The organism is Pantoea sp. S18 (assembly GCF_045689705.1).
GTDB lineage: Bacteria > Pseudomonadota > Gammaproteobacteria > Enterobacterales > Enterobacteriaceae > Pantoea > Pantoea symbiotica.
Window position 1 is genome coordinate 4,269,774 of sequence record NZ_CP142688.1, and the last position, 24,864, is coordinate 4,294,637.

Consider the following 24,864-nt stretch of genomic DNA (forward strand, 5'->3'; position numbering starts at 1 on the left):
TGATGTCTGATCTGATTACTGTAGCTCGCCCCTACGCCAAAGCAGCTTTTGACTTTGCTGTTGAGCATCAAAGCATCGATCGCTGGCAATCAATGCTGGCGTTTGCCGCAGAAGTGGCTCGCAACGAACAGATCGCAGATCTTCTTTCCGGTGCGCTTGCACCGGAAGCGTTATCTGCTTCTTTCATTGCAGTTTGTGGCGATCAACTTGATGAAAACGCCCAGAACCTGATTAAGGTAATGGCCGAAAACGGACGTTTGACAGCGCTTCCAGCGGTACTGGCTCAGTACATTCAACTGCGTGACGCTTATGAAGCGACAGCCGAAGTTGATGTGATTTCTGCCAGCACGCTGAGTGACAGTCAGCTGACTAAAATCAGCGCCGCGATGGAAAAACGTCTGTCACGTAAAGTTAAGCTGAATTGCAAAATTGATAAGTCTGTAATGGCAGGTGTGGTTATCCGTGCGGGTGACCTGGTCATTGATGGCAGCGTACGCGGCCGTCTTGATCGTCTGGCAGACGTCTTGCAGTCTTAAGGGGACTGGAGCATATGCAACTGAATTCCACCGAAATCAGCGAACTGATCAAGCAGCGCATTGCTCAGTTCAATGTCGTGAGTGAAGCTCACAACGAAGGTACTATTGTTTCTGTAAGTGACGGTATCATCCGCGTACACGGCCTGGCCGATGTCATGCAGGGTGAGATGATTGCCCTGCCGGGCAACCGTTACGCTATCGCACTGAACCTCGAGCGTGACTCGGTTGGTGCAGTAGTGATGGGCCCGTATGCTGACCTCGCGGAAGGCATGAAAGTAAAATGTACGGGTCGTATTTTAGAAGTTCCAGTTGGCCGTGGCCTGCTGGGCCGTGTGGTGAACACCCTGGGTGCACCGATCGACGGTAAAGGCGCAATCGAAAACGACGGCTTCTCGCCTGTTGAAGTGATTGCACCGGGCGTTATCGACCGTCAGTCAGTAGACCAGCCTGTTCAGACCGGTTACAAATCTGTCGATGCGATGATTCCAATCGGCCGTGGCCAGCGTGAGCTGATCATCGGTGACCGTCAGACCGGTAAAACCGCAATGGCAATCGACGCCATCATCAACCAGCGCGATTCAGGCATCAAGTGTGTCTACGTTGCGATTGGCCAGAAAGCGTCAACCATTTCTAACGTAGTTCGCAAACTGGAAGAGCACGGCGCGCTGGCTAACACCATCGTGGTTGTCGCTTCTGCTTCTGAATCTGCAGCACTGCAGTACCTGTCACCGTACGCTGGTTGTGCGATGGGTGAGTACTTCCGTGACCGCGGTGAAGATGCACTGATCGTGTACGATGACCTGTCTAAGCAGGCTGTTGCTTACCGTCAGATTTCTCTGCTGCTGCGCCGTCCACCAGGTCGTGAAGCATTCCCTGGCGACGTGTTCTATCTCCACTCTCGTCTGCTGGAGCGTGCATCACGCGTTAGCGCTGACTACGTTGAGCGCTTCACCAATGGTGAAGTGAAAGGCCAGACCGGTTCTCTGACCGCACTGCCAATCATCGAAACTCAGGCGGGTGACGTTTCTGCGTTCGTTCCGACCAACGTAATCTCGATTACTGATGGTCAGATCTTCCTGGAATCTAACCTGTTCAACTCCGGTATTCGTCCAGCCGTTAACCCGGGTATCTCGGTATCCCGTGTTGGTGGTGCTGCACAGACCAAGATCATCAAGAAACTGTCCGGTGGTATTCGTACCGCTCTGGCACAGTATCGTGAACTGGCTGCGTTCTCTCAGTTCGCTTCTGATCTGGACGATGCAACGCGTAAACAGCTGAGCCACGGTCAGAAAGTGACCGAGTTGCTGAAACAGAAACAGTATGCGCCGATGTCAGTCGCGCAACAGGGTCTGGTGCTGTTTGCTGCTGAGCGCGGCTATCTGAACGATGTTGAACTGGCGAAAGTCGGCAGCTTCGAAGCCGCTCTGCTGGCGTTCGCGGATCGCGATCACGCTGAGCTGATGGCTGAAATCAACCAAGCGGGTAACTTCAATAACGAAATCGAAGAGAAGCTGAAAGGCCTCCTCGAAACGTTTAAAGCAACCCAGTCCTGGTAATGTCTGGCGGCTTGTCTGAAAAGGCAGGCCGCAAGGCTTTGAGGAGAAGCTAATGGCCGGCGCAAAAGAAATACGTAGTAAGATCGGAAGCGTAAAAAATACGCAGAAGATCACCAAAGCGATGGAAATGGTCGCCGCCTCCAAAATGCGTAAAACGCAGGAACGCATGGCGGCCAGCCGTCCGTATGCAGATACCATGCGCAAAGTGATTGGTCACCTTGCTCTGGGTAATCTGGAATACAAGCACCCTTACCTGGATGAGCGTGACGTTAAGCGCGTCGGCTACCTGGTCGTTTCGACTGACCGCGGGCTTTGTGGTGGTTTGAACATTAACCTGTTCAAAAAATTGCTGGCAGATATGAAAGGCTGGGCAGATAAAGGCGTACAGAGCGATCTGGCCGTTATCGGTTCGAAAGGCAATTCATTCTTCGGCTCTGTAGGTGGCAACATCGTGGCACAGGTCACCGGTATGGGCGATAAGCCTGCACTGTCTGATTTGATCGGCCCGGTAAAAGTGATGTTGCAGGCCTATGATGAAGGTCGCATCGACAAGCTGTATATCGTTGCCAACAAGTTTAATAACACCATGTCTCAGACTCCGACCATTACCCAACTGCTGCCGTTACCGCCAGCGGAAGGTGAAGAAGAGATGAAGGCGAAGACCTGGGATTACCTGTACGAACCCGATCCGAAAGCGCTGCTGGATACCCTGCTGCGTCGTTACGTCGAATCGCAGGTTTATCAGGGTGTGGTGGAAAACCTGGCCAGTGAGCAGGCCGCACGTATGGTTGCGATGAAAGCTGCAACCGATAACGGCGGAAACCTGATCAAAGAGCTGCAGTTGGTTTACAACAAAGCTCGTCAGGCCAGCATCACCCAGGAACTTACCGAGATCGTCTCGGGAGCCTCCGCGGTTTAACCAGGCATATATCCTGTCGCGCGAGCGCGGCTGGGTATTTTCGTATTAGGTAGAGGATTCAAGATGGCAGCTGGAAAGATTGTCCAGATTATCGGCGCCGTAGTTGACGTCGAATTCCCTCAGGACGCGGTACCGCAGGTATACAGCGCTCTCGAGGTGAAAAATGGTGATGCTCGTCTGGTGCTGGAAGTTCAGCAGCAGCTGGGTGGTGGCGTGGTTCGTACCATCGCCATGGGTACTTCTGACGGCCTGAAGCGCGGTCTGGAAGTTACTGACCTGAAAAAACCTATCCAGGTTCCGGTTGGTAAAGCAACCCTCGGCCGTATCATGAACGTATTGGGTGAGCCAATCGACATGAAAGGCGACCTGCAGAATGACGACGGCACTGTAGTAGAGGTTTCCTCTATTCACCGTGCAGCACCTTCTTATGAAGATCAGTCTAACTCGCAGGAACTGCTGGAAACCGGCATCAAGGTTATCGACCTGATGTGTCCGTTCGCTAAGGGCGGTAAAGTCGGTCTGTTCGGTGGTGCGGGTGTAGGTAAAACCGTAAACATGATGGAGCTGATCCGTAACATCGCGGCTGAGCACTCAGGTTATTCGGTATTTGCTGGCGTGGGTGAGCGTACTCGTGAGGGTAACGACTTCTACCACGAAATGACTGACTCCAACGTTATCGATAAAGTAGCGCTGGTGTATGGCCAGATGAACGAGCCGCCGGGTAACCGTCTGCGCGTAGCACTGACCGGCTTGACCATGGCGGAAAAATTCCGTGATGAAGGCCGTGACGTTCTGCTGTTCATCGACAACATCTATCGTTACACCCTGGCCGGTACTGAAGTATCAGCACTGCTGGGTCGTATGCCATCTGCGGTAGGCTATCAGCCAACGCTGGCAGAAGAGATGGGTGTGTTGCAGGAGCGTATTACCTCCACTAAGACTGGTTCAATCACTTCTGTTCAGGCCGTTTACGTTCCTGCGGATGACTTGACTGACCCGTCACCAGCAACCACCTTTGCTCACTTAGACTCAACCGTTACGCTGAGCCGTCAGATCGCCTCTCTGGGTATCTACCCAGCCGTTGACCCGCTGGATTCAACCAGCCGTCAGCTGGATCCACTGATCGTGGGTCAGGAGCACTATGACGTTGCGCGTGGCGTGCAGTCTCTGCTGCAGCGTTACCAGGAACTGAAAGACATCATCGCCATCCTTGGTATGGACGAGCTGTCTGAAGAAGACAAACTGTTGGTGGCACGTGCGCGTAAGATTCAGCGCTTCCTGTCTCAGCCGTTCTTCGTTGCTGAAGTCTTCACCGGTTCTCCAGGTAAGTACGTGACCCTGAAAGACACCATCCGTGGCTTCAAAGGCATCATGGAAGGCGAATTCGACCACCTGCCAGAGCAGGCGTTCTACATGGTCGGCGCTATCGAAGAAGCCGTAGAAAAAGCGAAGAAACTGTAATTTAGGTTTCCCAGGAGGAATGGTATGGCTATGACTTATCATCTGGACGTGGTCAGCGCGGAGCAACAAATGTTCTCCGGTCTGGTCGAGCGTATCCAGGTGTCAGGTAGCGAAGGTGAGTTGGGGATTCGTCCTGGCCACGCCCCGCTGCTGACAGCCATCAAGCCTGGTATGATTCACATCGTGAAACAGCACGGCGAAGAGGAGTTTATTTACCTCTCTGGCGGCGTGCTGGAAGTTCAGCCTGGCAGCACCACCGTTCTGGCCGACACCGCGATTCGCGGCGAAGATCTGGACGAAGCGCGCGCGCTGGAAGCGAAACGTAAAGCAGAAGAGCACATGAACAGCAGTCACGGCGACGTGGACTATGCTCAGGCTTCTGCGGAACTGGCGAAAGCCATCGCGAAACTGCGTGTCATCGAGCTGACCAAAAAAGCGATGTAATCAGGCTTTATGCGTCACGAAATGCCAGCCCTTTGGGTTGGCATTTTTTTGCCCAAAATCCATCATCTCGTAGGATCGCCATTTACGGCGGCCACCAGCAAACCTCAATCCGCTTTCCCCCAACCCCGCTAATTTCGACCCGAGAAAAATGTAGTAATCTCAGGGCTAAACCTTACACTTTCGACAGTTGAAGAGAATCAGGATAGTTATGTCTACGAACGCGATGAGTGTGGTGATCTTAGCCGCTGGCAAAGGCACCCGAATGTATTCCGACCTGCCCAAAGTTCTGCACGCCCTTGCAGGTAAACCGATGGTTCAACACGTGATTGATGCCGCAACCGGTTTGGGCGCCCAGCAGATCCACTTGGTTTATGGCCACGGCGGAGATTTGCTGCAATCGACGTTAGCGCATAACGCACTCAACTGGGTGCTGCAGGCCGAACAACTCGGTACCGGCCACGCGATGCAGCAGGCCGCGCCCTTCTTTGCCGATGACGAAGATATTCTGATGCTGTACGGCGATGTGCCGCTGATTTCGCAGGCCAGCTTGCAACGTCTGCGCGACGCGAAACCCGCTGGCGGCATTGGCTTACTCACTGTGGTTCTGGATAACCCAACCGGTTACGGTCGTATCGTGCGTGAAAACGGCACGGTGACCGGCATTATCGAGCAGAAAGATGCCTCGCCAGAACAGCTGAAAATTCAGGAAATTAACACCGGCATCCTGATTGCCAACGGCGGCGACCTCAAGCGCTGGCTGGCGCAGCTTAACAACAACAACGCACAGGGCGAATTCTATATCACCGATATCATCGCCATGGCGCACCACGAAAGCCGCGTGATCAATGCGGTGCATCCGGCGCGCATCAGCGAAACCGACGGCGTCAACAACCGCCTGCAGCTGGCAACGCTTGAGCGTGTCTACCAAAGCGAGCAGGCAGAGAAGCTGTTGCTGGCGGGTGTAATGCTGCGAGATCCGGCGCGTTTCGATCTACGCGGTTCGCTGCAACACGGCCGCGATGTTGAGATCGATACCAACGTGATCATCGAAGGCAAGGTCACGCTCGGCGACCGCGTAAAAATCGGTGCAGGCTGCATCATCAAAAATAGCGTGATTGCTGACGACTGCGAAATCAGCCCCTATTCGGTGATCGAAGATGCCACCTTAGCCGCCGCCTGTACGGTTGGGCCTTTTGCGCGTCTGCGTCCGGGCAGCGAGTTGGCGGAAGAAGCGCACGTGGGCAACTTCGTAGAGATGAAGAAAGCCACTCTCGGCAAAGGCTCCAAAGCCGGTCATCTCTCTTATCTCGGCGATGCGGAAATTGGCGCGGGTGTGAATATCGGCGCGGGCACCATTACCTGTAACTACGATGGCGCCAACAAATCCAAAACCATCATCGGCGATAACGTGTTTGTCGGCTCCGATACGCAATTGGTAGCGCCTGTAACCGTAGCGAGCGGCGCCACCATCGCCGCAGGCACCACGGTAATGAAAGATGTCTCCGCGGCGGATCTGGTCTACAACCGTAAAGAGCAGAATCAAAAATCGGGCTGGCAGCGCCCTGTTAAGAAAAAATAAATTTTAAAGGCCGACAACGATCGGCCTGTTTGCAGTGCCATAAAAAAATATCCCCACTCTCTACAAGGCTCGGGGAAATCAGGTCGTATGACAACGCAATGGCCGAAAGCCATGAAGTCAGGAAATTACTATGTGTGGAATTGTTGGTGCAGTAGCGCAGCGTGACATCGCAGAAATTCTGCTGGAAGGTTTGCGTCGTCTTGAGTATCGCGGTTATGACTCAGCGGGATTAGCCGTTGTTGACCGTCAGGGCCATATGACGCGCCTGCGTCGTCTGGGTAAAGTGCAGAACCTGGCGGAAGCCGCAGAGCAGCAGCCGCTGATTGGCGGCACCGGTATCGCACACACGCGCTGGGCGACCCACGGTGAACCGTCGGAGGCCAATGCGCATCCGCACGTTTCCGAGCACATCATCATCGTGCACAACGGCATCATTGAGAACCATGAGCCGCTGCGCGCGCAGTTGCTTGAGCGCGGCTATCACTTTGCCTCAGAAACCGACACCGAAGTGGTGGCGCATCTGGTGCATTGGGAGCAGAAGCAGGGCGGCACGCTGCGTGAAGTGGTGCTGCGCGTCATTCCGCAGCTGCGCGGTGCGTATGGCATGGTGATCATGGACAGCCGCGATCCTTCGCTGCTGGTGGCGGCGCGTTCCGGTAGCCCGCTGGTGATTGGCCGTGGCGTGGGTGAAAACTTTATTGCTTCCGATCAGCTGGCACTGCTGCCGGTGACGCGTCGCTTCATCTATCTGGAAGAGGGCGATATTGCCGAGATCACCCGCCGCGAAGTCACCATTATCGATCGTGACGGTAAAACGGCTAAGCGCGCCGAAATCGAATCGACCGCGCAATACGATGCCGGTGACAAAGGCATCTATCGTCACTACATGCAGAAAGAGATTTACGAGCAGCCGAACGCGATCAAAAACACCATCACCGGTCGTTTCAATCACGGCGAAGTCGATCTCAGCGAGCTGGGCCCGGATGCTGAGAAGCTGCTGAGCCAGGTCGAACATATTCAGATCATCGCCTGCGGTACTTCATACAACTCTGGCATGGTGTCGCGCTACTGGTTTGAGTCGCTGGCTAATCTGCCTTGTGATGTGGAAATCGCTTCGGAATTCCGTTATCGCAAATCTGCGGTGCGTAAAAATAGTCTGCTGATCACGCTGTCACAATCGGGTGAAACCGCCGATACGCTGGCGGCGTTGCGCCTGTCAAAAGAGCTGGGTTATCTCGGTTCGCTGGCGATCTGTAACGTGGCCGGTTCATCGCTGGTGCGTGAATCCGATTTGGCGCTGATGACCAAAGCCGGTACCGAAATTGGCGTTGCCTCGACCAAAGCCTTCACCACGCAGTTGGCGGTATTGCTGATGCTGGTGGCGAAACTCGGTCGTCTGCATGGCATGAAAGCCGAAACCGAGCACGAGATTGTGCACGCGCTGCAGGCTTTGCCGAGCCGCATCGAGCAGATGCTGGCGCAGGACAAAGTGATCGAAAATCTGGCGGAAGGTTTCTCGGATAAACATCACGCGCTGTTCCTTGGCCGTGGCGATCAGTATCCAATCGCTATGGAAGGCGCGCTGAAGCTGAAAGAGATCTCCTACATCCACGCCGAAGCCTATGCGGCGGGCGAGCTGAAGCACGGCCCGCTGGCGCTGATTGATGCGGATATGCCGGTGATCGTGGTCGCGCCTAACAACGAACTGCTGGAGAAGCTGAAATCCAATATTGAAGAGGTACGCGCGCGCGGCGGTTTGCTGTACGTGTTTGCCGATCAGGATGCAGGTTTCAGCGACAGCGATGGCATGAAAATCATCTCTCTGCCGCATGTAGAAGAGGTGATTGCACCGATCTTCTACACCGTGCCGTTACAGCTGCTCTCGTATCATGTGGCGCTGATTAAAGGCACCGACGTTGACCAACCACGTAACCTGGCGAAATCAGTTACCGTTGAATAAACTGCTATAAGAGTGGGCCCACAACGGGCCCGCTTCATTTCTGCACGCTGTCATATAACTGTCATATTTCGTACATTTCACTGTCATCAAACTGTCCTATTTTCCCTCCAGCAGCAATCACGACTCCTACTAAAATGGCATTGAGCCTGATTTTTTTAAATCCCCTGGAGGGAACATGACACTGATGCGTAGCACCGTAGCCCGAATCCTCGCCGCCACCTTCGCAGTAAGCGCGGTCTCTGCTTTTGCAGCAACCGATCTGACGGGCGCAGGCGGGACATTCCCGGCGCCGGTTTATGCCAAGTGGGCAGCCGAGTACCAGCAAGCCACCGGTAGCAAAATCAACTATCAGGGTATTGGTTCTTCAGGCGGCGTGAAGCAAATCATCGCTAAAACCGTCGATTTCGGTGCGTCTGATGCGCCAATGAAAGAAGAAGATCTGCAGAAAAACGGCCTGTTCCAGTTCCCTACCGTGATCGGTGGCGTGGTGCTGGCGGTTAACATCCCAGGTGTGAAATCAGGTGAACTTACTCTCGACGGTAAAACCGTGGGCGACATCTACCTCGGTACCATCAAAAAGTGGAACGACCCGGCGATCACTAAACTGAACCCAGGCGTGAAACTGCCAGATTCCAACATCAACGTGGTTCGCCGCGCTGACGGTTCCGGTACTTCATTCGTCTTCACCAGCTACCTGGCGAAAGTGAACGAAGAGTGGAACAGCAAAATCGGTAAAGGTAACACCGTTAACTGGCCGACCGGTCTGGGCGGTAAAGGTAACGACGGCGTGGCCGCATTCGTACAGCGTCTGCCGGGTTCAATTGGCTATGTGGAATACGCTTACGCCAAGCAGAACAACCTGACCTACACCAAACTGGTTGATGCCGACGGTAAAGCGGTCGCACCAAGCGAAGAGAGCTTTGCGAACGCCGCGAAAGGCGCAGACTGGAGCAAAACCTTTGCTCAGGATCTGACCTTCCAGAAAGGCAACGCAGCATGGCCGATCACCTCGACCACCTTCATCCTGATTTACAAAGATCAGGCGAATGCGGAAAAAGGTAGCGAAGTACTGAAGTTCTTCGACTGGGCTTACAAAGGTGGCAGCAAAACCGCAACCGACCTGGATTACGCCGCGCTGCCAGAAAGCGTTGCTAACCAGATTCGTGCAGCGTGGAAAGCGAACATCAAAGATAGCTCCGGTAAAGCGCTGTATCAGTAACAGATTTACCTGGCCAGCCGAGACGGCTGGCCAACCCCAATGGGCGGCCTGCGTGCCGCCCTGACATCCCCCTGAGAACAGAGAATTCTATGGCTGCCACTAAGCCGACGTTCAAAGCCCCCGGTAAACAAGGCGACATGATTTTCGGCGCGCTGGTGAAGCTATCCGCGCTTATCGTGTTGTTGTTGATGGGCGGCATTATCGTCTCCCTGATTTTCTCCTCCTGGCCAAGCATCCAAAAATTTGGTTTCTCTTTCCTGTGGAATAAAACCTGGGATGCGCCAAACGAACAATTTGGTGCGCTGGTACCGATTTACGGCACCCTCGTCACCTCGATTATTGCCTTGATCATTGCCGTGCCGGTGAGCTTCGGCATCGCGCTGTTCCTGACGGAACTGGCGCCAGGCTGGCTGCGTCGCCCGCTGGGCACCGCCATTGAGCTGCTGGCGGCGATCCCCAGCATCGTTTACGGCATGTGGGGCCTGTTTGTTTTCGCTCCGCTGTTCGCCGAATATTTCCAGACGCCGGTGGGTAACGTGATGTCGAATATCCCGATTGTCGGCACGCTGTTCTCTGGCCCGGCATTCGGTATCGGTATTCTGGCGGCGGGCGTGATTCTCGCCATCATGATCATTCCGTACATCGCCTCGGTGATGCGCGACGTGTTTGAACAAACGCCGGTGATGATGAAAGAGTCGGCTTACGGCATCGGCTGCACCACGTGGGAAGTGATCTGGCGCATCGTGCTGCCGTTCACCAAAAACGGCGTGATTGGCGGCGTGATGCTCGGCCTGGGCCGCGCATTGGGTGAAACCATGGCGGTGACCTTTATCATCGGTAACACCTACCAGCTCGACAGCGCCTCGCTCTTTATGCCGGGCAACAGTATTACTTCCGCGCTGGCCAACGAATTCGCCGAAGCGGAATCCGGCGTCCACGTAGCAGCATTGATGGAACTGGGTCTGATCCTGTTCGTGATTACCTTTATCGTGCTGGCGATCTCCAAACTGATGATCCTGCGTCTGGCGAAGAGTGAAGGAGCCCGTTCATGACCGCTATTGAAGTTCAGGCTCGCGCTGAGCTGGAAGCCTCGCGCCGCAAAATGCAGGCGTGGCGCAGTACCAAAAACAAAATTGCTCTGACGCTGTCGCTGATGACCATGGCATTCGGTCTGTTCTGGCTGGTGTGGATTCTGTTCACCACCATTACGCGCGGTGTTGATGGTTTGAGCTGGTCGCTGTTTACCGAATCGACGCCGCCGCCGAATACCGCGGGCGGTGGTTTGGCCAACGCCTTAGTCGGCAGTGGTTTACTGATTTTCTGGTCGACGATCGTCGGAACGCCCCTCGGCATCATGGCCGGTATTTATCTGGCGGAATATGGCCGTAAACACTGGCTGGCGGAAGTGATTCGCTTCATCAACGACATTCTGCTGTCAGCACCGTCGATTGTGGTGGGTCTGTTCGTCTACACCATCGTGGTGGCGCAGATGCAGCACTTCTCCGGTTGGGCCGGCGTAGTGGCGCTGGCGCTGCTGCAAATCCCGATTGTAATTCGTACCTCCGAAAACATGCTGCGTCTGGTACCAGACAGCATGCGTGAAGCGGCTTATGCGCTGGGTACGCCGAAGTGGAAAATGATTTCGGCGATTACGCTAAAAGCGTCAGTTTCCGGCATCATCACCGGTGTGCTGTTGGCCGTAGCGCGTATCGCCGGTGAAACCGCACCGCTGCTGTTCACTGCGCTGTCGAACCAGTTCTGGAGCACCGACATGATGCAGCCGATCGCTAACTTGCCGGTCACCATCTTTAAATTCGCCATGAGCCCGTTTGCCGAGTGGCAAAGTCTGGCGTGGGCAGGTGTGCTGATTATTACCGTGTGCGTGCTGCTGCTGAACATTGTGGCGCGTGTGGTTTTCGCCAAGGGCAAACACTAATTTCCCGGCGCGGCTTCGGCGGCGCTGCTTATGAGAGACGAGAATGAGTAACGTGACTTCATCAGCCGGTAAAATTCAGGTCCGTAATCTGAACTTCTATTACGGTAAGTTTCACGCGCTGAAAAACATCAACCTGGATATCACTAAAAACCAGGTGACCGCGTTTATCGGCCCATCAGGCTGCGGTAAATCCACTTTGCTGCGCACCTTCAACAAAATGTACTCGCTCTATCCGGAGCAGCGTGCAGAAGGTGACATCCTGCTGGATGGCGATAACATTCTGGCTTCCAATCAGGACATCGCCCTGCTGCGCGCGCGCGTCGGCATGGTGTTCCAAAAGCCGACGCCGTTCCCGATGTCGATTTATGACAACATCGCCTTCGGCGTGCGTCTGTTTGAAAAGCTGTCGCGTGCCGATATGGATGAGCGCGTTCAGTGGGCGCTGACCAAAGCCGCGCTGTGGAATGAAACCAAAGACAAGCTGCATCAGAGCGGTTACAGTCTCTCCGGCGGTCAGCAGCAGCGTTTGTGCATCGCGCGCGGCATCGCCATTCGCCCGGAAGTGCTGTTGCTGGATGAGCCTTGTTCAGCGCTGGATCCGATCTCAACCGGTCGTATCGAAGAGCTGATCACCGAACTGAAGCAGGATTACACTGTGGTAATCGTGACCCACAACATGCAGCAGGCCGCGCGTTGTTCTGACCACACCGCTTTCATGTATCTGGGCGAGCTGATTGAGTTCAGCGATACCGATACCTTGTTCACTAAGCCCGCACAGAAGCAGACCGAAGATTACATCACCGGTCGTTACGGCTGATTCAGGAGACGCACATGGATAATTTAAATCTGAACAAACACATCTCCGGTCAGTTCAACGCGGAGCTGGAGCACATTCGCACGCAAGTGATGATCATGGGCGGCATGGTTGAGAAGCAGCTGATGGACGCTATCACCGCGATGCACAACCAGGATGGCGAGCTGGCGCGTCACGTGATCGACGGCGACCAGAAGGTCAACATGATGGAAGTGGAGATTGATGAAGCCTGCGTGCGCATCATCGCCAAACGCCAGCCCACCGCCAGCGATTTGCGTCTGGTAATGGCGATCATCAAGACCATTTCTGAGCTGGAACGCATTGGCGACGTGGCGGAAAAAATCAGCCGCACCGCGCTGGAGAAGTTCAGCCAGCAGCATCTGCCATTGCTGGTGAGCCTTGAAGCGCTGGGTCATCACACCGTGCAGATGCTGCATGATGTGCTGGATGCGTTTGCGCGCATGGATCTCAACGAAGCCATCAAAATCTACCGTGAAGATAAGAAGGTGGATAAAGAGTACGAAGGCATCGTGCGTCAGTTGATGACCTATATGATGGAAGATCCGCGCACCATCCCAAGCGTGCTGACCGCGCTGTTCTGCGCGCGCGCCATCGAGCGTATCGGCGATCGTTGCCAGAACATCTGCGAAATTATCTTCTATTTCGTTAAAGGTCAGGATTTCCGTCATGTGGGCGGCGACAAGTTGGATGAACTGCTGTCAGGCGATGACGGCAGCAATAAACCCTCTTGATTGACGCGTCGGCGGCCCGTTGCCACTGTGGCTAACGGGCTGCCTGCTTAAATTCTGTCTGTTCTCCGCGTTGTCCTCTCTTTATACTTGGCGCACTTTTTTTCTGCCAGGTGCTGTTACATGTCCTCCCCAACCCCTAAAAAACAAGCCATAACACCGGCGAAAGCCATGGTGGCTGCGATCAGCGGCTACGCGATGGACGGATTTGATCTGCTGATTCTTGGTTTTATGCTACCAGCGATCAGCGTCTCGCTGGCGCTCGATCCCTCTCAGGCCGGTTCGCTGGTCACCTGGACGCTGATCGGTGCAGTGATCGGCGGCATTGTGTTTGGTCATCTGAGCGATCGTTATGGCCGCATCCGCATTCTCACTGTCACCATTCTGGTGTTCTCGGTGTTCACTGGATTGTGCGCGGTGGCGCAAGGTTATTGGGATCTGCTGGCGTATCGCACGCTGGCGGGTGTGGGATTGGGCGGTGAGTTCGGCATCGGCATGGCGCTGATTGCCGAAGCCTGGCCGAAAGAGAAGCGCAACCGCGCCTCGGCGTGGGTCGGCATTGGCTGGCAGCTCGGTGTGCTGTTGGCGGCCTTTATCACGCCGCCGCTGCTGAGCGTGATTGGCTGGCGCGGCATGTTCCTCGTCGGTTTGCTGCCAGCGCTGGTGTCGTTTGTGATCCGCCGCAGCATGGGCGAGCCGGAGAGCTTTACGCGTCACGTTGAGAAAACGCCGCAGCTCTCTTTTGCCGCACGCATTAAATTACTGTTTGCCGATCGCGCCACCAGCAAAGCCAGCCTGGGGATTTTCATTCTCTGCTCGGTGCAGAACTTTGGTTACTACGGATTGATGATCTGGATGCCGAGCTATCTGTCATCCAACTTCGGTTTCAGCCTGACCAAATCTGGTTTGTGGACCGCCGTCACGGTGGTGGGCATGACGTTCGGCATCTGGCTGTTTGGCGTGCTGGCCGATCGTTTCGCGCGCTGGAAAATATTCCTGCTGTATCAGTTCGGCGCAGTGGTGATGGTGGTGGTGTACGCGCAGCTGCGCGATCCAACGGTGATGCTGTTTACCGGCGCGCTGATGGGGATGTTTGTAAACGGCATGATTGGCGGCTACGGCGCGCTGATTTCCGACACCTTCCCACCGCAGGCACGCGCGACGGCGCAGAACGTGTTGTTTAATTTGGGACGTGGCGTAGGCGGATTTGGTCCATTGGTGATTGGCCTGCTGGCGACCAATATCTCTTTCACCGCCGCGATTACGCTGCTGGCGCTGATTTATCTGCTGGATATCGCCGCCACGCTGTTCCTGCTACCGAAGAAGCAGAGCAACGAGGATTCGTTAGGGGCGATTGGTTGAGTTTGTGGTCGCCATTAATGGCGACCCTACACCTGAATGAATGTAGGGTCGGCATTTATGCCGACCTGGCTGATTACCGCACCTTACTTCAACAAATCCCAGCCACGCGCGCGCCACAGATCCGGCAACTGCGCCATATCATCAAAGCGCGTCACCAGCGGATGATCTAATTCAGGATTGTGCGCATCGGCGCAGTAGTAAAACACCGGAATCCCGGCCGCGATCCCCGCGCGCGCGCCAGCCTCGGAATCATCCACCAGAATGCACTTCTCAATCGGCACCTGCATCTGTTCGGCGGCGTGATACATCAGCTCAGGATCTGGCTTCCAGTGATTAATGTCATAACCGCTATACAGCTTGCCATCGAGATACGGCAGCATGCCGGTCAATCCCAGCGAATGCTGCATCTTCTTCACCGTGCCGTTGGAAACCACGCACATCGGCACGTTGACACTTTCCACCAGCGCTTTGGCACCGGCAATCGGCTTTAAATCGAGATCAAACAATCTAGCTACTTCGGCACGATAGGCGGCTTCCACCTCTTCGAGCGGCAACTCAACCTGATGTTCTGCCGCCACATCGCGGATGATGTCGTAAAGCTTCACCCCTTTATACTGCTCAAACATCTGCTGCAGAGAGCGTTCAATACCGTAGCGGGCAAAGGTGTTGACGTAAGCTTGCGTACAGATCACTTCGCTGTCGACCAGCGTGCCGTCGCAATCAAAAAAAATACATTCAACCGACATCGCACATCATCCTTTTGTTAAACAATAAGCTGACACTCTAGCGCACTGAGCGCAGAAAGCGACCCTGAGCAACCGGTTGCGAAAAATCAGTGTTTTGCCGCGCTAAACTCTATAGGATACGCGGCGATAAATTTTTTAGCGGAACAGTGGAATGACTAATCAGGGCCTTTTGCAGCGCATCTTCAAACTGCAGGAACACGGAACCACCGTGCGTACCGAAGTGATTGCCGGTTGCACGACTTTCCTGACGATGGTGTACATCGTTTTCGTTAACCCACAAATTCTCGGTGTGGCGGGCATGGATACGCAGGCAGTGTTTGTTACTACCTGCTTGATTGCCGCGTTCGGCAGCATTCTGATGGGGCTGGTGGCGAATCTGCCGGTGGCGCTGGCGCCGGCGATGGGCCTGAATGCCTTCTTCGCCTTTGTGGTGGTCGGTGCCATGGGTTATTCGTGGCAGATTGGTATGGGCGCGATTTTCTGGGGCGCGCTGGGTCTGCTGATCCTTACGCTGCTGCGCGTGCGTTACTGGATGATTGCCAACATTCCGCTCAGCCTGCGCGTGGGTATCACCGCCGGTATCGGCCTGTTTATCGCCATGATGGGGCTGAAAAACGCCGGTATCATCGTGCCAAACGCCGATACCATCGTTGCCGTTGGCAATCTGACCTCGCATAGCGTGCTGCTTGGGGCGCTCGGTTTCTTCATTATCGCGATTCTGGCTTCACGCAATATCCATGCGGCAGTGCTGGTATCGATTGTGGTGACGACCGCGCTGGGCCTGATTATTGGTGATGTGAAATTCAGCGGTGTGTTCGCGGCGCCGCCTGCGATCACTTCCGTTGTCGGCCAGGTCGATATCAAAGGCGCGTTCAACATCGGCATGGCCGGTGTGATCTTCTCCTTTATGCTGGTAAACCTGTTCGACTCATCCGGCACGCTGATTGGCGTAACCGATAAAGCCGGGCTGACCGACGAGAAAGGCACTTTCCCGCGCATGAAGCAGGCGCTGTACGTTGATAGCATTAGTTCGGTGACCGGTTCGTTGATTGGTACCTCATCGGTGACCGCCTACATTGAAAGCTCGTCCGGCGTGGCGATCGGCGGTCGCACCGGCCTGATGGCGGTGATTACCGGCATTCTGTTCCTGCTGGTGATGTTCCTGTCACCGTTGGCGGCGATGGTGCCTTCTTATGCGGCGGCGGGTGCACTGATTTACGTTGGCGTATTGATGACGGCGTCGCTGTCACGTGTGCAGTGGGACGATCTCACCGAAGCGGTGCCAGCGTTCGTTACTGCGGCGATGATGCCTTTCAGCTTCTCGATCACCGAAGGCATCGCGCTGGGCTTTATCTCTTACTGCGTGATGAAGTTGGGAACCGGGCGCTGGCGTGAAATCAGCCCGTGTGTGGTGGTTGTTGCGCTGCTGTTCGTACTGAAAATCGTCTTTATTGACGCCCACTAAATAGAAGAGGCCGCTGATGCGGCCTTTTTTATTACGGATGTCCCATCTCATGCGGCGTGACCAAACTGGTCAGGCGCAGAGTACGCGGCCCGATATTGGGTTTGCTCATCTCGACATCGCGCAGCGCTTGCCACTGCTGCGCGCCATCAATCTCCCACAAGTGTAAGCGCTCGGTGCCGGGCGACAGCGCGCACGACCACACCAGCGTCGGCTCAGCATCACACACCGCCTGAATATCGGGGAACACGGTGGAACGCAGCCGACCAGCCGCAGGATGCAAACGCAGTGAATCAATACCGCTATCGGTTTCACCGGTGAGCTTGAGAATGCTTTGGCGCAGCGTCCAGATTTGCGTCAGCGCTTCCATAAAATCCTGCTGCGCGTTGATCCAGGCTTTTTCGCCGGAGGAGAGATCCTGCGTCAGCATGTCCTGCGTTTGACGGCTGTGCGCGCGCACAATTTCCATATCCAATCCGGCGCGACCGCCTTCTTCGGCCAGCAGCACACCGATGGTGTTTCCGGCGTAGGAAATGCTGAAGTCGGGCAGGTTGGCATCGGCAAAGCAGGGGCGTCCGCTGCTGGAGGTCGTCAGCGCGGGGAGTTCGCGAATGCCGTAAACGCGCAGCATCAGTTGCGCCAGCAGTTCGCGCGCGGCAAGAAAACGTCCGCGACGCTTGTCAGCGAAGCGCTGAGCGCTGTTTATCACTTCCTGTGGCACCCGCATATTCCCGGAAGAAAAGGGCGGATTACCTATCCAACGTACAAAATGACTAGCCATCTGTCGCTCCGTGAAAATGGTCGAATAATCATCAGTGCTATTGTAAGAATTTTCTCATGGGTTTGCATCCGGCTTAAGATGGAATAGGCGATATTTCAGATAAGGACGAAGCCAGGCGGCAATCCCATTTGGCAACTTTGCATAGAACGCTTTTGCAGATTCGTGTCTCAACGGATGCCGAACGGCCTGATGTGGTGTAGGATTTGGACAGTAAAAAGGCACAGTGAAGTGCGCTAACCAATTCATTCATCTGCCAATCGTGCGCATCTTAGAAGCATGCACGTCGGAGTTTTCTATGTCAGTTACCGCTATTTCTCGCCAGGAATCGATCTCGCTTGATGAGTTTCGTCACGGCATGCGTCGCTTAACCGCGGGTGTTTCACTGGTTACCACCGAATTTCAGGGCGAAAAGCTGGGGCTGATTGCGACTTCGGTCAGTTCGCTGGCGGCTGAGCCACCAAGTCTGCTGGTTTGCGTTAATCGCAGCGCGTCCAGTCATGATGCCTTTATCGCCGCCGGCCATTTTGCCGTTAACGTGCTGCGTGAACAGCATGACGATTTATGTGCCCAGTTCAGCCAATCCTCACGCCGCGACGAGCGCTTTCAAAGTGGTACGTGGCAGACATTAAATACCGGCGCGCCGATTTTAGCTGATGCGCTGGTGAGCTTTGATTGTCAGCTGGAGAAAGTGGTGGAGTGGAACACGCACAGCGTGCTGCTGGCGCGTATCGTCGGCATTGCTCTGCCAGGTGAAGCGGCAGAGCCGATGATCTACTTCAACAGCGGCTTCCATTCACTGGGATAACCGCTTAAAACGGGCGTCGTGGGCTCAGCCCGACGCCTTTTCTCAATCAGGCAAAGGTGCTGGCTTCATCAAAGCCGAGACGCGGCAGACGCGCGTGCAGTTTGCTGGCTTCGCCATAGCCGAGATTGATCAGTAAGTTCACCTGCCATTTGCTCTCGCTGAAGAACGCATCGTTCACTTTTGACGGATCGAAACCGGACATCGGGCCCGCATCCAGGCCCAGCGAACGCGCGGCCAGAATCAAATAACCTGCTTGCAAGCTGCTGTTACGGAACGCGGTTTCTTTCGCCAGATCCGGGCTGCTGGTAAACCAGCTGCGCGCATCACCGTGCGGGAACAGCTTCGGCAGCGCTTCGTAGAATTCAGGATTCCACGCCACGATCACCGTTACCGGCGCAGCCATGGTTTTATCGACGTTGCCCGATGAGAGCGCGGGTTTCAGCTTCTCTTTGCCTTCCTGCGAGGTCACAAATACAAAACGGCCTGGCGAGCAGTTAGCGGAGGTTGGGCCCAGCGCGGTCAGGTTATAGAGCTGTTTCAGCACGTCCTGCGAAACCGGTTTGTCCTGCCAATAGCTGTGGGTGCGGGCTTCATTGAACAGCGCGTTCAGCGCCACGCTGTCGAGCGTTGTACTCATGTTTCTCTCCTGTTCAGGCAGCAACTTGCGCCCAATATTTAGCATGAATAATGAATGTACCCAGCAGGACCTGTTCGCCGGGCAGTGATCGTTATACTGCAAAGGCGTTGGAGAGCCAAATAACAAAGACGCATGTATAGGGTTAGTCTTGTTCTGGTTTCAAGCGTGTTGCACGCATCTTAAGACCATCAAGAATGGTGGCCTGGATAGAGGGAGGAAAATCTTCCGGAAGCTGTTGGCACACGCGCTCAATAACATCATCCACGCTTTCGCTTAATTCACGCAGAACACGTTGCATGGCAGCAGGATCAAATCCGACTGCTTTGGCGGTCTCAATAAAATGGCGTGGGAAAATTTGCTCAACCGCATACTTTTTGCCTTTGCTTCCTTTTAGTCCCATTGCCAATTTTGCATCGCGAATATTTAACCCTTTGCCGCCAATCACGGGATAGACGGAGAGGATGTCGTAAAAAGGCGCCAGGCGAAAACGACCTTCGGCTTCAATTTGAGGATATGCGTTGTGGGGGTTGTACCTTGCGGCAGACACCATTTATCGTTGATGCGGAATAACGCGGTTTTTTCCTGCGCACCTGCCAGTGAAATTCTGAAGTCATCAATTTCTTCGATCATGCCGAGCGGTGCGCCAGCTTGATAGCCGGTTAGGATCTTCTCAAGTTCAGCATCATCGAGCGCTTTATAGTGTATTGATTGCACATCACGTGGAGGCGAGTCATGAGCCAGCAGCTGTAATGCTCCAACAGTATCTGCGCCAATTTTATACAATAAATCAAATGGTTGACTGGATTCAGCTTGGTGTCGAGTGAGAATTCTATTACGAATTTCGATATTGTCTGGCAGTAGGTTATCGAAGAAGTTGTAGACTTCACTGCCTGTATAGGGTGGATGGCGTAACGGCATTGAAAGAGAAATAGGGCGGCTTCCCGGTTGGTTTAACCACTCTTCTAAGTAGCAAAACTGATGGGCGCCCGTTGCGGCTCGCGCGAAAATACCCACCTTGTAGCCGTTCATATAGACATCCAATTCTGTCATCACCACTCCTCCTTCCAGCCGCTACTCTTTTGCTGGGTGTGATCGGAATTGCCGCGCGGTTTTATCTCCAGTTCTAAATTCAAGGCGGCGAGAATGCGAAAGAACGTATCGAGTTTTGTGGTGCCGGGTTGCAGTTCAAAATTAGAGACCGTGTCTTGCCGGATCCCCACTTTGTTGGCCACTTTTCCCTGGGAAAGGTGCTCAGACTGTCTTACGTCCTTGAGATAGGCACTCAATTGTTTGGCATTGGTGATTTGTGGCACTCCTGCAATCAGCAAGGCACCACATTTACACGCTATAACCGGTATATCAATATTTACCTGTTAAAGCGTGTAAAAATGAATTCACACGCTTTAACCGATAAAACATCATTCATCCGCTATAGCGCGTAGAGAATCTCTAACCTGACGTGTTACTTACCAATACAGAAACTGGAGAAGATTCTGCCCAACAGATCGTCGGAGGTGAATTCGCCGGTGATTTCGCTCAGCGCCTGTTGCGCTAAGCGTAACTCTTCTGCCAGTAATTCGCCGGCCCACGCGCCTAACAGCTGATGCTTGCCCTGCTGTAAATGCGTTGCGGCTAACTCCAGTGCTTGCAGATGGCGACGGCGGGCGAGGAATCCGCCTTCCATGTTGCCGGCAAATCCCATGCTCTGTTTCAGGTGATCGCGTAGCGCTTCCACACCTTCACCGGTGCGCGCCGAGAGACGAATCAGTGAGTGACCGTTCACTTCAGTGAGGCCCAGTACTTCGCCGGTCATATCCGCTTTGTTGCGCACCACGGTAATCGGCAGCGCTTCCGGCAGACGCGCAACAAAATCCGGCCAGATCGCGGCGGCTTCGGTCGCGTCAGTGGTGGTGCCATCAACCATAAATAGCACGCGGTCGGCCTGCTCGATCTCCTGCCACGCGCGTTCGATACCAATGCGCTCGACCTCGTCGCTGGCTTCACGCAAACCGGCGGTATCGATGATGTGCAGCGGCATGCCGTCAATATGGATATGCTCGCGCAGGACGTCGCGCGTGGTGCCAGCGATATCGGTGACGATCGCCGCTTCGCGCCCGGCTAAGGCATTCAGCAGGCTCGATTTACCGGCATTGGGACGACCGGCAATCACCACTTTCATCCCTTCGCGCAGCAGGCTGCCCTGACGCGCTTCGGCACGCACGCCATCAAGGTCGCCGATCACCACATTGAGCTGGGCTTCAATTTTGCCGTCGGAAAGGAAATCGATCTCTTCATCCGGGAAGTCGATAGCCGCTTCCACATAGATGCGCAGGTGAGTAAGTGCTTCCACAAGCGCGTTAATGCGCAGGGAAAAAGCGCCCTGCAGCGAGTTCACCGCCGAGCGGGCGGCTTGCTCTGAGCTGGCATCGATCAGATCGGCAATCGCTTCGGCTTGCGCTAAATCGAGCTTGTCGTTGAGGAAGGCGCGTTCAGAGAATTCACCGGGCTGGGCGATACGCAAGCCGGGCAGCGCCACGATGCGTTTCAGCAGCAGGTCGAGAATTACCGGGCCGCCATGGCCTTGCAGCTCCAGCACATCTTCACCGGTAAAGGAGTTCGGGCCAGGAAACCACAGCGCGATGCCCTGATCGAGCACACTGCCATCGGCATCGGTAAAGGGCAGATAGTCGGCATAGCGCGGTTTTGGCAGCTTGCCGAGCACGGCTTGCGCCACCTCAGCGGCTTTGGCGCCGGAGATACGCAGAATGCCGACGCCGCCGCGGCCGGGAGGCGTCGCCTGGGCAACGATAGTGTCGCTGTGGCTCATGATTCACCTTTTCTCGAAACAAAAAAACAGGGCGACATAAATGCCGCCCCTTAATTATACGCTGCTGCTGGTTGCAGTCAGACGTTACGCTTTCTTCTTGTCGCGGCTATGCAGACCACGTTTTTCCAGGCCGCGATAAATCAGCTGCTGCTGGAGAATGGTTACCAGGTTGCTGACGATGTAGTACAGCACCAGACCTGATGGGAACCACAGGAAGAACACGGTAAAGATAACCGGCATGTAGGTCATGATCTTCTGCTGCATCGGATCGGTCACGGTGGTCGGTGACATCTTCTGAATGAAGAACATGGTGATACCCATGATGATCGGCAGAATGTAGTACGGGTCCTGCGCTGACAGGTCATGAATCCACAGAATAAACGGCGCATGACGCAGTTCAACCGAGCCTGACAGCATGTAGTACAAGGCCAGGAAGATTGGCATCTGAATAACCAGTGGCAGACAGCCGCCCAGCGGGTTCACTTTCTCCGCCTTATACAGCGCCATCATTTCCTGGCTCTGCTTCTGCTTATCATCGCCCAGACGTTCACGCATCGCCTGAATCTTCGGCTGCAGCATACGCATCTTCGCCATCGAGGTGTACTGCGCTTTAGTCAGCGGGTACATGATGCCACGCACGATGAAGGTGATAACGATAATGGAGAAGCCCCAGTTACCGATAAAGCTGTGGATGAACTTCAGCAGCTTAAACAGCGGCTGAGAGATGAACCACAACCAGCCGTAATCTACGGTCAGATCCAGGTGAGGCGCGATGGCTGCCATCTGGTCCTGAATTTCCGGGCCGACCCACAGCGTTGCGCCAAGATCTTGCTGTGCGCCTGCGCCAACGGTAACCGGTGCAGATTTGTAGCCAATTGCCGCGATGCCATTGCCGAGGTTAGTGGTGTACAGCGTGTTGTTACCCTGCGTACGTGGCACCCAGGCGGTAGCAAAGTACTGCTGCAGCATCGCCACCCAACCATTGCTGGTGGTGGTGTTCAGGTTCTCGTTATCCGCGATGGTGTCGAATTTATATTTTTCGTATTTCGCATCGCTGGTTGAGTACGCTGCGCCACGGAAGGTGTGCAGAGCAAAGTTGTTGCTGCCGGTATCGCGGTGCTTCGGCACGTCGATGGTCTGCTTCAGCTGACCAAACATCGACACTTCCAGCGGCTGCTGCGTGGTGTTGTTGATGTTGTAGTCAACGTTTACCGCATACTCACCGCGCTTGAAGACGAACGTCTTGGTGTAAACCACGCCGTTTTCACCGGTCCAGGTCAGCGGCACGCGCAATTCGCTCTGGCCATCCGCCATGACGAAGCTATCTTGCGAAGTGGTATACAGCGGACGTGCGCCATTGTTCGGGTTATCCGGACCGTTACGGCCAGTTAAGCCGCTCTGCGCCTGATAAACGAAGGCTGGTGTGGTTTCAAGCAGCTGGAACGGTGCGTCTGAACCCAGTTTGTCCGGGTAAGTCAGCAGCTGAGCCTGCTCAATATCGCCACCACGCGTATTGATGTTGAGTGACAGGACATCTGTCTTAACGGTGATCGTTTTGCCCTGTCCGCTAGCCGGCACGCCGGAAGTGGCGGCATCACCCGCTGCGCTGCTTGTGTTTTGCGTGGTCTGGGTTTGCTGTGGCTGCGGAGCGTGGTCCGTCTGCCAGGCTTGCCAGATCATAAAAGACACGAACAGAAAAGCGATGAGAAAGAGATTGCGTTGCGAATCCATCGTTAATGTTCTCTGGTATCAAAGGTTTTTGGCGGCACAGGATCGTCACCACCCGGGTTCAAAGGGTGGCATTTTAATACGCGTTTTATCGTCAACCAACTGCCTTTTACAACGCCAAAGCGGCGTAAGGCCTCAATCCCATACTGCGAACAGGTGGGATGGAACCGGCAATGAGGTCCCAGCAGTGGGCTGATGGCGCGTTGATAAACGCGTATCAGGGCAATCAGGAGCCGCGAGCCAGGCGACAGTGACGACGCCATAGTTTCTCCAACGCTTCCGTCAGCGCACGGTTATCCAGGTCAGCAATCCCTTTTTTAGCCACGATCACAAAATCCATCGCAGGGAGCTCATGTTGACGCAGACGAAAGCTTTCGCGGGTCAATCGCTTGATCCGGTTGCGTTCATGGGCACGTTTTACATGTTTTTTTGCGACGGTGAGACCGATGCGGGGATGCCCCAGCGCGTTAAGTCGGCCGAGTATGGTGATTTGCGGCGTACCGGCTCGTTGTGGCTGCTGGAAGACGAAAGTGAAATGAGTGGGAGTTAACAAACGTAACTCCCTGGGAAATGCGAGCTTAACCACGAGGGTTAGCTTTATTACTTAGAAACGGTCAGACGAGAACGGCCTTTAGCACGACGACGTGCCAGAACCTGACGACCATTTTTTGTTGCCATACGAGCACGGAAACCGTGTGAACGGTTGCGCTTCAGTACGGACGGTTGAAAAGTGCGTTTCATGGCGATTTCTACCTAAACTTGAAAATTTTCACTGGGTGACGCGTTTTCGGGCCAGTAAATCGACCAACGCCTCAATGTGTCTTTAATAAAGAGGCGGGATTGTAATAATTGTACAGTCCAGAGTCAATTTACTTCGCTGGTCGCGGCACCTGGAAACCCAGATACAGCCCGCTGATTCCGGGCATCAAGGCTTCACGCAATAATGCCGGGTGGGGAATTATACGGGCTGTGGGTTAAAGCGCAAGGATCGCGCAGGATCTTCTTGCGATCAATTTGCAGATTTGTTGCGCAGAAACGAGAGCTCGCCAGAAAAATTACCGCTTTCAGCCACATTAACGCTGGCTTTTTTCGCAGAAAGCGTAAACTCATTATCGCTTCAGCAGCCTGTGGATAAATTGGATCAAAACTGTGTAGAAAGGGAAGATCTCTGTGCGGCTTTACGTTATGATCCGCCCTTCCGCTGACGATCCTCACTGCGATCGCCGGGGAAGACTACCGCGAATAGCGGTCGCAGGCGCTTTCCAACCGTCTGTGTCTAAAAATTACGTTTCTATTTATTAGCGCCTAAAATTCTTATCGATTTTGTACGAGTGGAGTCCGCC

Annotated in this window: 24 protein-coding genes and 1 pseudogene; 15 read left to right on the plus strand and 10 right to left on the minus strand. The window is 54.5% G+C overall.

Features of this window, described 5'->3' with window-relative positions:
• Window positions 1-2 precede the first annotated feature (2 nt).
• From atpH to VIJ98_RS19960, 13 genes are all read left to right on the plus strand, one after another.
• Window positions 3-536 carry a F0F1 ATP synthase subunit delta gene (atpH, locus tag VIJ98_RS19900; RefSeq protein ID WP_008106723.1) on the plus strand — a complete coding sequence of 178 codons (534 nt, stop codon included), beginning with the start codon at window positions 3-5 and terminating at the stop codon, window positions 534-536.
• A gap of 14 nt (window positions 537-550) precedes the next feature.
• Entirely contained in the window at window positions 551-2,092 is a 1,542-nt protein-coding gene (gene atpA, locus VIJ98_RS19905; protein ID WP_008106721.1) for a F0F1 ATP synthase subunit alpha, read from the plus strand.
• Between the two features lie 52 nt (window positions 2,093-2,144).
• A complete protein-coding gene (atpG, locus tag VIJ98_RS19910; protein ID WP_007893596.1) occupies window positions 2,145-3,011 on the plus strand; it encodes a F0F1 ATP synthase subunit gamma in 867 nt (288 codons plus the stop codon).
• 63 nt (window positions 3,012-3,074) lie between these two features.
• Complete coding sequence (gene atpD / locus VIJ98_RS19915) at window positions 3,075-4,472, plus strand: F0F1 ATP synthase subunit beta (protein ID WP_008106718.1); 1,398 nt, start codon at window positions 3,075-3,077, stop codon at window positions 4,470-4,472.
• 24 nt (window positions 4,473-4,496) lie between these two features.
• The gene (locus tag VIJ98_RS19920; RefSeq protein WP_008106717.1) at window positions 4,497-4,916 is read left to right on the plus strand and encodes a F0F1 ATP synthase subunit epsilon; all 420 of its coding nucleotides are present in this window, start codon (window positions 4,497-4,499) and stop codon (window positions 4,914-4,916) included.
• Window positions 4,917-5,124: 208 nt separating this feature from the next.
• A complete protein-coding gene (gene glmU, locus VIJ98_RS19925; protein WP_323275684.1) occupies window positions 5,125-6,495 on the plus strand; it encodes a bifunctional UDP-N-acetylglucosamine diphosphorylase/glucosamine-1-phosphate N-acetyltransferase GlmU in 1,371 nt (456 codons plus the stop codon).
• Window positions 6,496-6,625: 130 nt separating this feature from the next.
• On the plus strand, window positions 6,626-8,455 hold the full coding sequence (gene glmS / locus VIJ98_RS19930; protein WP_008106713.1) for a glutamine--fructose-6-phosphate transaminase (isomerizing): 1,830 nt from the start codon (window positions 6,626-6,628) through the stop codon (window positions 8,453-8,455).
• A 175-nt stretch (window positions 8,456-8,630) separates the two neighbouring features.
• The gene (pstS, locus tag VIJ98_RS19935) at window positions 8,631-9,674 is read left to right on the plus strand and encodes a phosphate ABC transporter substrate-binding protein PstS (RefSeq protein WP_008106709.1); all 1,044 of its coding nucleotides are present in this window, start codon (window positions 8,631-8,633) and stop codon (window positions 9,672-9,674) included.
• A gap of 89 nt (window positions 9,675-9,763) precedes the next feature.
• Window positions 9,764-10,726, plus strand: a complete 963-nt coding sequence (gene pstC / locus VIJ98_RS19940; RefSeq protein WP_061719978.1) for a phosphate ABC transporter permease PstC — start codon at window positions 9,764-9,766, stop codon at window positions 10,724-10,726.
• On the plus strand, window positions 10,723-11,610 hold the full coding sequence (gene pstA / locus VIJ98_RS19945; RefSeq protein ID WP_061719979.1) for a phosphate ABC transporter permease PstA: 888 nt from the start codon (window positions 10,723-10,725) through the stop codon (window positions 11,608-11,610). Before pstC ends, pstA begins: the two co-directional genes overlap by 4 nt.
• Before the next feature lie 43 nt (window positions 11,611-11,653).
• Window positions 11,654-12,427: a phosphate ABC transporter ATP-binding protein PstB gene (pstB, locus tag VIJ98_RS19950; RefSeq protein WP_007893584.1), complete on the plus strand. Its 774-nt coding sequence runs from the start codon at window positions 11,654-11,656 to the stop codon at window positions 12,425-12,427.
• Window positions 12,428-12,441: 14 nt separating this feature from the next.
• The gene (phoU, locus tag VIJ98_RS19955) at window positions 12,442-13,176 is read left to right on the plus strand and encodes a phosphate signaling complex protein PhoU (protein ID WP_007893583.1); all 735 of its coding nucleotides are present in this window, start codon (window positions 12,442-12,444) and stop codon (window positions 13,174-13,176) included.
• Between the two features lie 120 nt (window positions 13,177-13,296).
• Window positions 13,297-14,535, plus strand: a complete 1,239-nt coding sequence (locus VIJ98_RS19960; protein WP_061719980.1) for an MFS transporter — start codon at window positions 13,297-13,299, stop codon at window positions 14,533-14,535.
• Window positions 14,536-14,618: 83 nt separating this feature from the next.
• On the opposite strand, the gene yieH is transcribed toward VIJ98_RS19960, so the two are convergent.
• Window positions 14,619-15,281, minus strand: a complete 663-nt coding sequence (gene yieH, locus VIJ98_RS19965) for a 6-phosphogluconate phosphatase (RefSeq protein WP_323275691.1) — start codon at window positions 15,279-15,281, stop codon at window positions 14,619-14,621.
• A 151-nt stretch (window positions 15,282-15,432) separates the two neighbouring features.
• On the opposite strand from yieH, the gene VIJ98_RS19970 reads away from it, so the two are divergent.
• Window positions 15,433-16,746 carry an NCS2 family permease gene (locus VIJ98_RS19970; protein WP_101763902.1) on the plus strand — a complete coding sequence of 438 codons (1,314 nt, stop codon included), beginning with the start codon at window positions 15,433-15,435 and terminating at the stop codon, window positions 16,744-16,746.
• Window positions 16,747-16,777: 31 nt separating this feature from the next.
• Here the strand turns inward: VIJ98_RS19970 and VIJ98_RS19975 are convergent, their stop codons facing one another.
• Window positions 16,778-17,524 (minus strand): 4'-phosphopantetheinyl transferase superfamily protein, encoded by a 747-nt coding sequence (locus VIJ98_RS19975; RefSeq protein WP_008105307.1) that lies wholly within the window; start codon window positions 17,522-17,524, stop codon window positions 16,778-16,780.
• Between the two features lie 295 nt (window positions 17,525-17,819).
• Between VIJ98_RS19975 and VIJ98_RS19980 the strand changes: the two genes are divergently transcribed.
• Window positions 17,820-18,329, plus strand: a complete 510-nt coding sequence (locus VIJ98_RS19980; RefSeq protein WP_061719984.1) for a flavin reductase family protein — start codon at window positions 17,820-17,822, stop codon at window positions 18,327-18,329.
• 46 nt (window positions 18,330-18,375) lie between these two features.
• On the opposite strand, the gene VIJ98_RS19985 is transcribed toward VIJ98_RS19980, so the two are convergent.
• The 8 genes and pseudogenes from VIJ98_RS19985 to rpmH all read right to left on the minus strand — a co-directional run bounded on the left by VIJ98_RS19985 (window position 18,376) and on the right by rpmH (window position 24,262).
• Entirely contained in the window at window positions 18,376-18,966 is a 591-nt protein-coding gene (locus VIJ98_RS19985; RefSeq protein ID WP_323275694.1) for a malonic semialdehyde reductase, read from the minus strand.
• Between the two features lie 142 nt (window positions 18,967-19,108).
• Window positions 19,109-20,016, minus strand: a pseudogene (locus tag VIJ98_RS19990) (HipA N-terminal domain-containing protein).
• Window positions 20,016-20,294, minus strand: coding sequence for a helix-turn-helix domain-containing protein (locus tag VIJ98_RS19995; RefSeq protein ID WP_323275699.1), 279 nt, complete (start codon window positions 20,292-20,294; stop codon window positions 20,016-20,018). Before VIJ98_RS19995 ends, VIJ98_RS19990 begins: the two are co-directional and overlap by 1 nt.
• A gap of 134 nt (window positions 20,295-20,428) precedes the next feature.
• Window positions 20,429-21,793 carry a tRNA uridine-5-carboxymethylaminomethyl(34) synthesis GTPase MnmE gene (gene mnmE / locus VIJ98_RS20000; protein ID WP_008105304.1) on the minus strand — a complete coding sequence of 455 codons (1,365 nt, stop codon included), beginning with the start codon at window positions 21,791-21,793 and terminating at the stop codon, window positions 20,429-20,431.
• Between the two features lie 84 nt (window positions 21,794-21,877).
• Window positions 21,878-23,524 carry a membrane protein insertase YidC gene (yidC, locus tag VIJ98_RS20005; protein ID WP_008105303.1) on the minus strand — a complete coding sequence of 549 codons (1,647 nt, stop codon included), beginning with the start codon at window positions 23,522-23,524 and terminating at the stop codon, window positions 21,878-21,880.
• Window positions 23,525-23,526: 2 nt separating this feature from the next.
• Window positions 23,527-23,784 (minus strand): membrane protein insertion efficiency factor YidD, encoded by a 258-nt coding sequence (yidD, locus tag VIJ98_RS20010; protein ID WP_007893564.1) that lies wholly within the window; start codon window positions 23,782-23,784, stop codon window positions 23,527-23,529.
• Window positions 23,748-24,107 carry a ribonuclease P protein component gene (gene rnpA / locus VIJ98_RS20015; protein WP_036648555.1) on the minus strand — a complete coding sequence of 120 codons (360 nt, stop codon included), beginning with the start codon at window positions 24,105-24,107 and terminating at the stop codon, window positions 23,748-23,750. The genes yidD and rnpA overlap by 37 nt, the downstream gene beginning before the upstream one ends.
• 14 nt (window positions 24,108-24,121) lie before the next feature.
• The gene (rpmH, locus tag VIJ98_RS20020) at window positions 24,122-24,262 is read right to left on the minus strand and encodes a 50S ribosomal protein L34 (RefSeq protein WP_003849659.1); all 141 of its coding nucleotides are present in this window, start codon (window positions 24,260-24,262) and stop codon (window positions 24,122-24,124) included.
• Window positions 24,263-24,864 lie beyond the last annotated feature (602 nt).

Coding starts and splice junctions, on each gene's coding strand:
- atpH (WP_008106723.1), top strand. CDS start 3: ATGTCTGATCTGATTACTGTAGCTCGCCCCTACGCCAAAGCAGCTTTT.
- atpA (WP_008106721.1), top strand. CDS start 551: ATGCAACTGAATTCCACCGAAATCAGCGAACTGATCAAGCAGCGCATT.
- atpG (WP_007893596.1), top strand. CDS start 2,145: ATGGCCGGCGCAAAAGAAATACGTAGTAAGATCGGAAGCGTAAAAAAT.
- atpD (WP_008106718.1), top strand. CDS start 3,075: ATGGCAGCTGGAAAGATTGTCCAGATTATCGGCGCCGTAGTTGACGTC.
- VIJ98_RS19920 (WP_008106717.1), top strand. CDS start 4,497: ATGGCTATGACTTATCATCTGGACGTGGTCAGCGCGGAGCAACAAATG.
- glmU (WP_323275684.1), top strand. CDS start 5,125: ATGTCTACGAACGCGATGAGTGTGGTGATCTTAGCCGCTGGCAAAGGC.
- glmS (WP_008106713.1), top strand. CDS start 6,626: ATGTGTGGAATTGTTGGTGCAGTAGCGCAGCGTGACATCGCAGAAATT.
- pstS (WP_008106709.1), top strand. CDS start 8,631: ATGACACTGATGCGTAGCACCGTAGCCCGAATCCTCGCCGCCACCTTC.
- pstC (WP_061719978.1), top strand. CDS start 9,764: ATGGCTGCCACTAAGCCGACGTTCAAAGCCCCCGGTAAACAAGGCGAC.
- pstA (WP_061719979.1), top strand. CDS start 10,723: ATGACCGCTATTGAAGTTCAGGCTCGCGCTGAGCTGGAAGCCTCGCGC.
- pstB (WP_007893584.1), top strand. CDS start 11,654: ATGAGTAACGTGACTTCATCAGCCGGTAAAATTCAGGTCCGTAATCTG.
- phoU (WP_007893583.1), top strand. CDS start 12,442: ATGGATAATTTAAATCTGAACAAACACATCTCCGGTCAGTTCAACGCG.
- VIJ98_RS19960 (WP_061719980.1), top strand. CDS start 13,297: ATGTCCTCCCCAACCCCTAAAAAACAAGCCATAACACCGGCGAAAGCC.
- yieH (WP_323275691.1), bottom strand. CDS start 15,281: ATGTCGGTTGAATGTATTTTTTTTGATTGCGACGGCACGCTGGTCGAC.
- VIJ98_RS19970 (WP_101763902.1), top strand. CDS start 15,433: ATGACTAATCAGGGCCTTTTGCAGCGCATCTTCAAACTGCAGGAACAC.
- VIJ98_RS19975 (WP_008105307.1), bottom strand. CDS start 17,524: ATGGCTAGTCATTTTGTACGTTGGATAGGTAATCCGCCCTTTTCTTCC.
- VIJ98_RS19980 (WP_061719984.1), top strand. CDS start 17,820: ATGTCAGTTACCGCTATTTCTCGCCAGGAATCGATCTCGCTTGATGAG.
- VIJ98_RS19985 (WP_323275694.1), bottom strand. CDS start 18,966: ATGAGTACAACGCTCGACAGCGTGGCGCTGAACGCGCTGTTCAATGAA.
- mnmE (WP_008105304.1), bottom strand. CDS start 21,793: ATGAGCCACAGCGACACTATCGTTGCCCAGGCGACGCCTCCCGGCCGC.
- yidC (WP_008105303.1), bottom strand. CDS start 23,524: ATGGATTCGCAACGCAATCTCTTTCTCATCGCTTTTCTGTTCGTGTCT.
- yidD (WP_007893564.1), bottom strand. CDS start 23,784: ATGGCGTCGTCACTGTCGCCTGGCTCGCGGCTCCTGATTGCCCTGATA.
- rpmH (WP_003849659.1), bottom strand. CDS start 24,262: ATGAAACGCACTTTTCAACCGTCCGTACTGAAGCGCAACCGTTCACAC.